Annotated in this window: 7 protein-coding genes; all 7 read left to right on the top strand. The window is 48.2% G+C overall.

Translation table 11 applies throughout. From position 1 onward, the window contains the following. The first annotated feature begins 7 nt into the window (after positions 1–7). The 7 genes from ASL11_RS31170 (at position 8) to ASL11_RS31140 (ending at position 12,290) form a co-directional block, all read left to right on the top strand. Positions 8–2,236 (top strand): helix-turn-helix domain-containing protein, encoded by a 2,229-nt coding sequence (locus ASL11_RS31170; protein ID WP_056623738.1) that lies wholly within the window; start codon positions 8–10, stop codon positions 2,234–2,236. 223 nt (positions 2,237–2,459) lie between these two features. Next, complete coding sequence (locus ASL11_RS31165; RefSeq protein ID WP_056623735.1) at positions 2,460–3,371, top strand: ABC transporter permease; 912 nt, start codon at positions 2,460–2,462, stop codon at positions 3,369–3,371. 12 nt (positions 3,372–3,383) lie between these two features. Beyond that, positions 3,384–4,268 (top strand): carbohydrate ABC transporter permease, encoded by an 885-nt coding sequence (locus tag ASL11_RS31160; protein WP_056623732.1) that lies wholly within the window; start codon positions 3,384–3,386, stop codon positions 4,266–4,268. A gap of 60 nt (positions 4,269–4,328) precedes the next feature. Next, on the top strand, positions 4,329–5,945 hold the full coding sequence (locus tag ASL11_RS31155) for an extracellular solute-binding protein (protein ID WP_056623729.1): 1,617 nt from the start codon (positions 4,329–4,331) through the stop codon (positions 5,943–5,945). Continuing rightward, entirely contained in the window at positions 5,942–7,384 is a 1,443-nt protein-coding gene (locus ASL11_RS31150; RefSeq protein ID WP_056623726.1) for a sulfatase-like hydrolase/transferase, read from the top strand. The genes ASL11_RS31155 and ASL11_RS31150 overlap by 4 nt, the downstream gene beginning before the upstream one ends. A 247-nt stretch (positions 7,385–7,631) precedes the next feature. Next, a complete protein-coding gene (locus tag ASL11_RS31145) occupies positions 7,632–8,678 on the top strand; it encodes a glycoside hydrolase family protein (protein WP_200962492.1) in 1,047 nt (348 codons plus the stop codon). A gap of 300 nt (positions 8,679–8,978) precedes the next feature. Beyond that, positions 8,979–12,290, top strand: a complete 3,312-nt coding sequence (locus tag ASL11_RS31140) for a glycosyl hydrolase (RefSeq protein WP_056623722.1) — start codon at positions 8,979–8,981, stop codon at positions 12,288–12,290. The last annotated feature ends 6 nt before the right edge of the window (positions 12,291–12,296 follow it).

The raw sequence follows: 12,296 nt of genomic DNA, 5'->3' as shown, positions 1-12,296 counted from the left end.
CGAAAAGATGAAAGCGGCGATTAACCAACTACCGGTCTTTTATCGTTATCTTTTTTCCTACATGGCGTTATTTTTGCTCCCGCTGCTTGTATTAGGGGTGACCGGTTACCATCAGTTGGTTCATATCGTCGGGGATGATGTGGAACGCAACAATCAGGCGCTTCTTCAAGATCTGCAGGATGAGATGGATCAGAAGATGATCCTATTGAATCGGATTGCAGGTCAACTAGAGAGTGTTTCCGAGCTATCGCCTTATGTGCTGACGCATGATTACTACAATGTCTATCAGGGGAAAAAGGTGCTGGAAAGCAAGGTTGTTGACGAAAGCATTCGGGAAGTTGCTTTGCATATTAGGGGGACTGATTTTCTGCTTTCATCGACAAGTATCTATAAGGTCAATTCCTTCATTGATGAATTTTATCAGTATAAACAGTGGACCTCAGCGCAGTTTAACGATGACTTGAACCGTTTGACAACCCCGCAGCTAAGGCCAGCGGAGGACGTTAGCATTTCAGGGCTGCCTAATCAGCGGCTAGTTACCTACATTGTGCCGATTCCGATTAACAGCCTGCATCCTTACGGCACAGTTTTGTTCATCTTGAAGGAAAATGAATTGCTCAAAAGCTTGCCGCTGGCAGGGGGCAATGCTATTGTGTTCGACAGGGAAGGGCGCGTCTTAGCGGCTCAAACGCCTACTGACTACTTGCACGATCCCGGCTTCTTCGGCAAAATTGTGAACGGCAAAGCCAAATATCAGGATGTTACAATTCAGCATATTACCTATGCAGCCTCTTACAAGAAATCGGACAAGAGTGGGTTTACTTACGTCACGATGCTTCCTAAGTCTACCCTGGTGGCCCCCATTAACAGAGCGATTTGGCAATGGGGGAGCTGGATGGCTGTTATTTTCCTTGCAGGCTGCGTGCTCGTCTATGTGCTCATGATTTTTAACTATAATCCGGTTAAAAGACTTGCTGCACTTGTGGAGACGATACGGGGCCAGTCACTCCGCAGAGCGAACGTATTTGAGATGATCGGTAACGTTATTCATGATATGGCGGATTCGAACCGAAGTCTGGGGCTGAAGTTGGAAGCCAACCGTTCCGCTGTTATGGAGCACCTGCTTGCCAGTATACTGAAGGGTGAGTTCACTTCAGTCGAAACGTTAAATGAACAGGGGAAAGAGATTGGCTTCCTGCTCCCTTACTCGGAAACAGCGGTGTTAATGTTGGAATTTCCTGCTTCTTTTGTACCTATGAAAGGTAGACTGCATGAAGAGGTGGAAGCGTGGTTCGGAGGGCAAATTGTCGGGTATCGCAAAGAAAGTCTAGAAGATCGCCGGATGTTGTTTATTGTATCATCAAGCTGTTCGCCAGAGGCTTGGAGGGAATGGCTGGATCGGATTCACGAACATCTGACAGCCGTTTTCCAAGCTCCCATCACGATGGGGGTGGGCAACCGTTATGCTGAGTTGGTGCAAGCGGGCCGTTCTTATCTGGAGGCTTCAACAGCGATCGATTATAAACTGATCAAAGGCAATCAACGGGTCATTTTCTTCGATGAACTGCTCGTGCACGACCATGCCGACCTTCTAAGCCCCAGAAGAGTGCTGGAGGATTTGGAAATCGTGCTGCAGCACGGAAATGCAGGCCGAGTCACCGAAACTGTCCATCAAATCGGCATGCGGATGAAACAGAGTGGACTTACGTTGTTTGTTGCTAGAGAGCTTTGTTACGATATGATTCGTAAGTTTATTGCCTACGCGGATAAGCGCAATTCAGGCGGGGCAACAGCCAGCTTTCCCGACGTGCTGACTCTTACTGAGTATATGACATTGGATGAAATCGTGGATCTTCTGACGACCGCCTGTGCAACCTACTGTGATTTGCTTGAATCGAAGAAGCCGGCAAATCCATCCGCATTGATCCAGCAAATCACGCAGTACATATCACGGCACTGTGGGGAATATGACTTTTCTGTGCAGAGGATCGCTGAGCATTTCTCGTTATCCTTATCATATTTGAGCAGATATTTCAAGGAACAGACGGGCAGGACCATCATGGACTATATGAACGAAGTTCGAATTGATCATGCCAAACGACTACTTAAGGCAGAGGATTTCTCCGTAAAAGATATTGTTCAGCAAATTGGTTATAGTGATGTCTCCAGCTTTATTCGCAAGTTTAAACAAACAGTTGGTGTCACACCGGGTGAATATCGGAAACAGCATCGATGATGACATGTTCATCAAACGCCCCTTCTTAGAAGAGGCGTTTTTTTGCTATTCCGCATTGAAATTGGCATATAGACAAGTTAAAAATGACTTATTCTTGGCCAAATCAGGCCAATATCAAGAATGGCATAGTCCATGTAGCGATCTCACTTATATACGGATGGTCTAAAAGGGTGGTACAAATGAGACATGAAGAGCTGATAGCTAGCGGAGGTGAAAGAACAACATGACACAACAACAAATGTTTAAGCGTATCATCCGTAACTATGACTTATATCTACTGCTTTTGCCCACGCTGGCCTATTTCATTATTTTCCACTATCTCCCGATGTACGGGCTTCAAATTGCTTTCAAAAATTTCAACCCAGTGAAAGGCATCTTGGGAAGTGCGTGGGTAGGATTCGATAACTTCGAGCGATTTTTTGAGTCGTACCAGCTTGTTACCATTATTCGGAATACGCTAGGCATTTCTATTTATGAACTGCTGGTCGCGTTTCCTGCACCAATCATTCTGGCATTGATGATCAATCAGCTAACGAGCGAAAGATTCAAACGTTTTGTACAAACGGTTACGTATGCTCCCCATTTCATTTCTACGGTAGTCGTAGTCGGCATCGTATATCTGCTGCTTTCACCGAAAACAGGAGCGGTCAACAGTCTCCTCGGTATGGTAGGCATCAAACCAATCTTCTTCATGGGAAGTGCCGAATGGTTTAAGACCGTTTTCGTCTTCTCAGGCGTATGGCAAAGCGTTGGATGGGGGACGATTATTTACTTGGCAGCCTTGACTGCCGTCAACCCAGATCTGCATGAAGCAGCAACCGTTGATGGTGCATCCAAGCTGCAGCGTGTCTACCACGTGGATATTCCATCCATCATGCCGACGGTTATTATTATGCTAATCATGAATATGGGCCATATGATGAGCGTCGGGTTCGAGAAAGTGTATCTGATGCAAAACCAGCTCAACATTGACTCGTCGGAGACTATTCAGACGTATGTCTATAAAGCCGGACTTGTGCAGGGGCAGTATAGCTACTCCGCAGCCATAGGGCTGTTCAATACCGTGATTAACTTTATTCTGCTGATCAGCGTGAACAAAATTGCAAAATCGTTAAAACAAACTAGCTTGTGGTAAGGGGGAGAACCGATGAAACTAGCGAGAACAAGAGCGGATCTCCTGTTTGATATTTGCAACTATACGCTCATCTCTATTCTGGTGCTGTTAGTTTTGTATCCGCTTTATTTTGTGTTGACCGCGTCTGTTACAGATCCTGACCTGGTTTATTCCGGGAAGTTGCTATTCTTTCCTGAACATATAACCTGGGACGGCTACAAACGGCTGCTTGCCGAGTCCTCCATCTGGCTTGGCTTTAGTAATTCGCTCTGGTATACACTCACGGGAACGGCGATTAACGTCGTGCTCACGATCACTGCAGGGTACGTGCTATCCCGCTCGGATCTAATTGGTAGAAATGTGTTTATGTTCTTGCTTGTATTTACGATGTTCTTTGGCGGCGGACTTATTCCCAGTTATTTGCTTGTCAAAGAGCTGCACATGCTGGATACGACTTGGGCGATGATCATTCCGAATGCAGTTTCGGTCTTCAATGTGATTATTGTAAGGACGTTTTTTCAAACCAACATACCGGGGGAATTGCTCGAGTCAGCTCAAATGGACGGGTGTTCTAATCTCAAATTCTTCTGGAAAATTGCCATTCCACTTGCACTGCCGATCGTAGCGGTGATCGTTCTCTTCTACGCCGTAGGGCACTGGAATTCGTACTTCCAAGCGCTTATTTATTTGAAAAGCAACGCCAAGCAGCCGCTGCAAATCATATTACGGAATATCTTGATTATGAATGAGGGCTCCGATATGCAGGGGATGCTCGATGGTTCGCAGGAGCAGCAGAAACGGATGGAGCTGATGAAATACGGTATTATTATCATATCCAGCTTGCCCGTTATGATTTTGTACCCGTTCCTGCAGCGGTATTTCGTCAAAGGCACATTGGTCGGTTCAGTCAAAGGGTAATCGCGTTTTCTTCGCTTACTATAGGCAGGGTAATCTCTTAATCAGAAAGGGGAAAAAAAGATGAAAAACAAATGGTCAAAAGCTTCACTAGGATTAGTGCTAGGCATGTCAGTTGCACTTGTAGGCTGCAGTTCAGACAAAGGCGCACCAGAGGTGAGCGGCAAGTCGGAAGGATCTGTTCCATCCGATATGAACGTGAGCGGCTTCCCGATCGCCAAAGAGAAGCTGACGCTAAATATTGCGGGGTTTAAGCCGCCTTCAGGTAAGGATTTGAACGATTACAAGCTTTTCCAGGATATAGAGGCCACGACAAACCTTCATATTAATTGGAATTTGACCCCGGGCAGCAGTTGGACAGAGAAGAAGAACCTCTTGTTTGCCGGCGGCGAGTTGCCCGACGCTTTCTATGCGCACGGTATTCTCAGCGAAGACACAGATATTGTGAAGTATGGTTCTCAAGGTATTCTCATCCCGCTTGAGAATTTGATCGAGAAATATGCCCCTAATGTGAAGAAATTGCTGCAAGATAATCCGACCTATAAAAAGCAATTAACCGCGCCGGATGGGCACATTTATTCACTGCCTACGATCGACGAAAGCTATTCGCGGACGAAATCGACGATGTTTATCAATAAAAAGTGGCTTGACCAGTTAAAGTTGCCTATGCCGACAACGACCGACGAGCTCTATAAAACGTTAAAAGCCTTTAAAGAGAACGATTTAGGCGGTAACAGCAAGAAGGATCAAATCCCGCTATCGTTCCTACAAAACTGGAACAGTGATGTAAATTCCTTCTTCGGTGCTTTCGGACGAATTGATCGCGATGTACATAAAGCGGGCAACAATCACCTAGCTGTTGAAAATGATAAAGTTATTTACACAGCGGTACAGCCGGAGTACAGAGCGGCAATTGAATATTTCAACAAGCTTTTCGCCGAAGGCTTGGCAGATCCAGAAAGCTTTACTCAGGATAGCAAGGTGCTCACGGCAAAAGAAAGCAAAGGGATTGTAGGCGTTGTGTTCGATTGGAATCCAGCCAACCAGGACTATGTATCGCTTCCGCCGCTGAAAGGGCCAAATGGTAAAGATCCGGTTTGGGCGGAATATGCAAACGGTATTTTGTTGCGAGGATCTTTCGCCATTACGAACAAGAATCAACATCCGGAAGCGACGATTCGCTGGATTGATTACACGTATGATCCGAAAGTTTCCATGCAAATGAGCAGAGGGGTTATCGGAGGCGATAGCTTAAAAGAGCGCTCGGATGGTAAATACGATGCGATTGCCTTGCCGCAAGGAGCCAACTCGGAAGACTTCATGAAGGTGCCGCCAACGGCCTATTCAGTCTGGGCGTTGACCAAAGCTGTCAGTGATATGGTCGTGCCGCCTTCACCGTCGCAAATCCGCTCCAAGGTAGATGTAGATAACCTATACGGCAAGTATCTGGTTGACAATGCGTTCCCGAAAACTTATTTCACGGCGGAAGAAAGCGATCAGATTTCCCGATACTTGACGGATATCGATGCCTACGTAAGTAAAATGTATGCGAAGTGGATGCTTACAGGTGGTATCGATAAAGAATGGGACGATTATGTGAAAAAGCTGAATGACATGGGAATGGATAAAATGGTAAAAATTTACCAACAGGTTTACGATCGGTATAAAACAACGAAATGAGTGGGAAACCGAACATCATTGTGATACTGGCCGATGACATGGGGAGTTGGGCACTTGGCTGTGCAGGTAATCACGAAATCCACACCCCGAATCTCGATCGGCTTGCAGCCAAAGGGATGCGTTTCGATCATTTCTTCTGCACGTCGCCGGTATGTTCCCCGGCGCGTGCTTCTATATTGACTGGACGTATGCCGTCGCAGCACGGCGTTCATGACTGGATTTGCTCCGGCAATGTGACTCGGAGCGAATTGCGGGAAGAGGTGCAGAGTCAGCCGATTTTTGCTGACGAGCGTACAGCTACTGAATATTTGGCTGGTCAGCTGACGTATTCGGAGCTTATGGCCGAAGCTGGATATGCTTGTGCTTTGAGTGGGAAATGGCATCTTGGTTCCAGCACGGTCCCACAGAAAGGCTTCGAACGCTGGTTTTCCATCGCCAGAGGCGGATGCTCGTATATGAAGCCTGATATGGTGGGAAATGGCGAGGTTACACTAATGGATGGCTATGTGACAGATTTGATTACGGATCGGGCACTGGACTTTCTGAATGAAATTTCCCAGCAAGACAATCCTTTTTATTTGAGTGTTCACTATACAGCTCCGCATTCTCCTTGGGATCGCTCTGAGCACCCAGAGTCCTATGTGTCCATGTATGAGGACTGCCCGTTCGACTCTGTTCCTGAGCTGCCACTGCATGCGAATCAAATCACATCTGCACCGCATGGCGAAGGTGAACGCCGTAAGGAGTTGCTTCGAGGCTATTATGCATCTGTTACTGCTATGGATGACGGCATCGGTAGAATAATCGCAAGGCTGGAGGAACAGGGATTAAGGGAGCAGACACTCCTCATCTTTACGGGCGATAACGGCATGAATATGGGGCATCACGGCATTTGGGGCAAAGGAAACGGGACATTCCCTCTGAATATGTTCGATACTTCCGTTAAGGTTCCCGCAATCTTCAGCCACCCAGGTGTCATCCCTGCCGGTGTTGTTTGTAGTGAACTGGTTAGTCAATATGATATGTTTCCAACACTACTGGCTTATGCGGGATTGTCCAATCCGGATCCATATCCGCTGCCAGGTCGTAGCTTTCTTCCGCTATTACGGGGAGAAGAGGACGACGGTCATGAGGATATTGTTATTTATGACGAATACGGACCGGTTCGTATGATCCGCACGCAAGCTTGGAAATATGTACATCGTTATCCTTACGGTCCACACGAGTTATATGACTTGCATAATGATCCGAACGAAGATGTAAATCAGATTCATGATGCTGCATGCCAAGAGGTGCTGGAAGACATGCGACGAAGACTCGGCGAATGGTTCGTGAAATATACAGATCCAAGTAAGGATGGCCGGGTTGCACCTGTTACGGGAAATGGTCAGCTAGCTCCGCTTAGGGCGGGGATCACCGAAGGCGGCGCCTTTAAGTAACACGACCCAACAATACACGTTTCTAGTTAGCAAAAACTATGCAGAGCAAGAATCTTATCTGTTATACGATGATCTGAGCGATGAGTAGCAGTTGAACAATTTCGCAGATGAACAGGAAAGCATCCCTATTATACGGGCGTTAAGAGATCAACTGAATGATACTTTGGCAACGACTCGGAATGTATGGAATGATTAGTCCATCTAGGCACGCTGCTGATCCATTTCGTTACCCAAGGAGGAAAGTTGGATGTTAGCTACTCAAATGTTACCCTCGCCACGATCTGGCGGTTTTCGAATGGACGGCTACTGGGTGTGGTGCGGTTCTGTTGTGAAAGGCGAGGATGAGCGCTATCATATGTTCGCTTCCAGATGGCCTAAATACCTGCCGATGCATCCTGGCTGGCTAGTCGCATCCGAGGTGGTGCGAGCCGTTTCGGACGCTCCCGAGGGACCTTATCAATTTGAAGAAGTTGTTCTTCCTTTCAGAGGAGCGGAATACTGGGATGGAAGAAGTACGCATAACCCGCATATCGTGAAGCATCAGGACACGTATATTTTATACTATATGGGGTCCACGCACCCATTTACGGATGTATCGCCTGAAGAGGCAGAGTCCTATGATCTTCATGATCCAAGATGTATCGTAGCGCGAGCTAATAAGCGGATTGGCATTGCTGTTTCCAAGAGTGTATACGGGCCGTGGGAACGAATGGATTCTCCCATCTTACAGCCAAGGCCGGATAAGTTCGATAATTTCTTCACTTCTAATCCTGCGCCGTGCATGCATGAAGATGGATCCGTACTTCTGGTGTATAAGACTAGAACCTACAAATCCAGGCCGTATCCTACCTTTTTGCACAGTCAAACCATGTCGTTCGGGGTTGCAAAGGCCGATCATTACAGGGGACCCTATACGGCTTTAGCAGATGAGACTGTGTTTCCAACAGATAAATTCTGCTTGGAGGATCCTTTTATTTATCAGGTACCTGGCGGCTATGAAATGATCGCGAAGGATATGATTGGCAACATTTGTGGTGAATATCATGGCGGGATTCTGGCAAGTTCGCAGGATGGGATACACTGGGAAGCTCTTGAGGGAGAAAAGTCATACACCCGGAGTATCAAATGGGATGATGGCACGGAACAGGTCATGGGGAGCCTGGAGAGGCCGTTTATTTTATTTGAAAATAACGAGCCCACCCATATGTTTTTTGCTACAGCTGACGGCCCTGGTGAATTTACAAAAGCAGCGAATACCTGGAATATGGTCATTCCATTGAAACGGGATAACTAAGGTTAGGGCATAAAATTATACAGACCAACCACATAAGATTGTTGAAACGGCAGCCGGCATGGCTGCCGTTTTCTTACATAAGCATATGAAATATTTCTGTATACAGGTGGATTTTCAAGCATTTTATCGTCAGCCGACCGTGATTTGGCTTGATTTCGCAAGGATGTGCAAACCCGACAAGATAGTTGCAGGCGAAAGAGCATGCTGTCAAAATAGTGCGATTGTTAGGGCAAAGTGACTTCCTATATAGTGCTTATATAGAAGGAAGCAGTTATTCACTTATCGAGGAGATGTGCTTACATGGCCCAGTTTACGATGCAATCTTTTGCGCAGCCGGAAGCGACTTACCGGATCCATCCTTTTTGGTTTTGGAATGGAGATATGAATGATGAACAGATTCGTTACCAGATCGATGAGATGGCGGACAAGGGGTTGGGGGGATTCTTCGTCTGTGCGAGACAAGGGCTTGAGGTACCTTACTTATCCGATGCCTGGTTTCAAAAAGTACGCGTAGCGGTTGAAGCGGCAGAACGCCGCAACTTGCAGGTGTGGCTCTATGATGAGTACCCATATCCGAGCGGGATCGCGGGCGGCGAGGTGACGCTGGAGCACCCGGAGGCCAAACACTATACACTCGAGCATCGAGCAGAGCGTGTGCAAGGTGGAGAGCACTTGTCCATGGAGCTGCCGTGGGCGCGCATTTTATATGCCAAAGCGATTCCTCTCAGTCCGGAGGGAGTTAAGCTGTGGAATGAGGCGATAGACGTCCGTTCGTCGATCGGGAACTTCCAGGCGGAGCCGATTTTTCAGAAAGCGGGCTTGACGGCTTACAATCAAAAACGGTTCTTTACGTACCGTACCGTTCAGAAAATGGAATGGACGGCACCCGCAGGCGATTGGGAAGTGCTGATTATGCAGGAGAAGGAAATCGAAGATTTCAAATACTACGGAACGTTCGTCGATCCCTGCAATCATGAAGCAATGGCGACGTTTATTCGGTTGACCCACGACAAGTATGCGCAGCACCTGGGCGAATACTTCGGCGGTACGATTAAAGGCATGTTTACCGACGAGATCGGGCTGTTAGGCAAGCTGCCATGGTCTCCGCGGCTGCCGCAATTTTTCCTGAAACGCAACGGATATGATTTGCGTGAGCACCTTCATGCGCTGCTGTATGAAGAAGGGGAGCAGTCGGCTCGTATTCGTTATGATTACTATCAAGTTATTCATGAACTGCTTCTTAGTGCTTACCATGAGCAGGTGCACGATTGGTGCGAACGGTATGGTTTGCAGTACGTGACCGAGGTGCCTTCTGTACGGCATACGACACAACGGTACAGCCATGTGCCGGGAGGCGATACCGCTCATGAGAAGCTCGGACGTTCACTGGATTGGATTTTGAATAATCAGGCGGAAAGCTTTCGGTCGAGTGCCAAAATGGTTAGCTCCATTGCCCGCCAATTCGGCCGTGAGCGCAACTTGATTGAGTGCTTCCATAGTGTGGGATGGTCGATGACGATTCAGGATGCCAAGTGGATGATCGACCGTATGGCTGCTCAAGGCACGAATTTCTTTAACTTCCATGCTTTTTTCTATACGCTCGATGCGTTGATGAAGCATGACGCGCCGCCGTCGCAGTTCCTGCAAAATCCATATTGGCCGTATTTCAGACAACTCGGCGATTATGTCGGACGGATCAGCTACGTCATGAGTTGCGGTGAAGCAGATATTCGAACAGCGGTGCTTCAACCGACAACCTCGCTGTGGGCTCACATGGGCAATCCCTTCCACCATTTTGATTATGGTGGCAACAATGCCGATGAGAAGCGTAAGCTTGGTGACTTGAAAGCGTGGTGGACACGCATTTGCAACGAGCTGACCTACAGTGGCAGGGATTACGACCATCTGGATACGGAACTGCTCGCGGAAGCTGTGGTAGAGAACGGTCAGATTCTGCTTGGCAATGCCAGCTATTCAATCGTGATCATGCCGCCGATGACGAATTTGGAGAGCGGCGCGTGGGCGAAGCTGGATGCGTTCTTGGCGCAAGGCGGAACGGTGATCAGCTTGGGGCAATTGCCGTACCAGGCGATTGAAGAGAACGGTTGGGACGAGGCTACTTCAGCGAGTACCTTTGGTTTGCCGCAGCCTGTCGCCGAGCATTTCTGGGACGAAGACGCCGAAGCGGTCTTGTCGTGGTCCAAAGGCACAAAGAGTGCATATCACTTGCCGTTCGCGGCGTCAGCTGACGAAGCGACAACGCTGGGCAGCATGACATCGCTCCTCGAGGAGCTACAGCCGCTGTCTGTGAAACTGAACACGGCTTACGGCGGGCGCAGTATTCTTATGCAGACTCGCCGGATTGACATGGACAGCTTCCTTGTTTTCGTAAGCAATCAGGAAGAGGCGGAACGTGATTTGTCATTACAAATATCAACCGCTCTTTGGGATGAAAATGATGTGAATGCCGCTCTGTTTACTGAGCTGTCCTTGGATCGCGGCGATGAGACATCTGTTGAGACTGAGATCTTTGTCAATGGCTGGTCATTGCCGGTTCTGCTCGGCGCGTTCGAATCCAGACTGTTCCGCATCACACGTAGCCATACTGACGCGGCTTTAGTCGTGCAGAACAAACCATGGACGTTGAAAATCGACGCGTCCGACTCAACCTTATGGACGATGCAGACCGATGAAGATAATGCGGTACGCTTGGATACGTTCCACCTATCCGTGCAAGGTGTGAACAGTTCGGCAGAAGGTGCACAGGACGCAGCTCCACAGGTACAAGTGAAGACGTTCATTGATCAGTGTGCCGATCTTGCTGCATCGACGAAGCTGCCCGTACACATGAGCCAGTTGTTTGGGACGCCGATGCGCATCCAGCTAGCGTATCCACTGCAGGCGAACTATACGACAACCTTTGTTATGGAGAAGCATCTCGACCGGGTTCATCTCGTGATGGATCAAGGTGCGATCTCCGGTGAGGGGGCGGTAGTGATAAACGGCCATCGTCTCCTAAAGTCGGATTTTACACGACACAATGTGTATGACTTTATGAATGTGGGCTGCGAGATTACCGCTTATTTGAAGCCTGGAGTCAATGAAATTGAGGTAGAAGTTACGATTGAACAGGATTGGAACGGACTGATCGATGCGCTGTATGTAACAGGGAGTTTCCAAACCGGTTTTGATGTGGAGCAGCGTCCTATTTTGAATCGTCCGGTTGTTCAGGCGCAGCCGCTCGCTGCGAGTCCATACGCGGGTTATCCGTATTTTGCCGGAACGATGACATTCAGCCGTGAGCTCGAGCTTGACCGATTGCCTGTGGAGGATAGCTTCGAGGTTACGTTCGAGGGACTGGACAGTGAATTCCACGACGTGGCGGAAGTACTGGTGAACGGTGTTTCCCTTGGTGCGCGCACATGGATGCCCTACCACTTCCGTGGCCAGACATCCATGTTGAGGGAAGGTATGAATTGTATAGAAGTGCGCGTGACCAATACCTTAATCGGATTGCTGGAAGGGAAGTATTTCGATTATGCAAAGCACGAATTGAAGCCGGTGTACGCTGCTGAGCGCGTGCAATCCTACCAGAACCGGGAAGGGGATTGAGACTTC

Source organism: Paenibacillus sp. Soil750 (assembly GCF_001428045.1).
Lineage (GTDB): Bacteria > Bacillota > Bacilli > Paenibacillales > NBRC-103111 > Paenibacillus_E > Paenibacillus_E allorhizoplanae.
Note: the sequence above shows the minus strand (reverse complement) of the source record. Positions and strands in the feature narration are given on the sequence as shown.

Excerpts from the sequence above, each read along its gene's own strand:
- ASL11_RS31165 (WP_056623735.1), top strand. The coding sequence starts at position 2,460 with ATGACACAACAACAAATGTTTAAGCGTATCATCCGTAACTATGACTTA.
- ASL11_RS31170 (WP_056623738.1), top strand. The coding sequence starts at position 8 with ATGAAAGCGGCGATTAACCAACTACCGGTCTTTTATCGTTATCTTTTT.
- ASL11_RS31140 (WP_056623722.1), top strand. The coding sequence starts at position 8,979 with ATGGCCCAGTTTACGATGCAATCTTTTGCGCAGCCGGAAGCGACTTAC.
- ASL11_RS31145 (WP_200962492.1), top strand. The coding sequence starts at position 7,632 with ATGTTAGCTACTCAAATGTTACCCTCGCCACGATCTGGCGGTTTTCGA.
- ASL11_RS31155 (WP_056623729.1), top strand. The coding sequence starts at position 4,329 with ATGAAAAACAAATGGTCAAAAGCTTCACTAGGATTAGTGCTAGGCATG.
- ASL11_RS31160 (WP_056623732.1), top strand. The coding sequence starts at position 3,384 with ATGAAACTAGCGAGAACAAGAGCGGATCTCCTGTTTGATATTTGCAAC.
- ASL11_RS31150 (WP_056623726.1), top strand. The coding sequence starts at position 5,942 with ATGAGTGGGAAACCGAACATCATTGTGATACTGGCCGATGACATGGGG.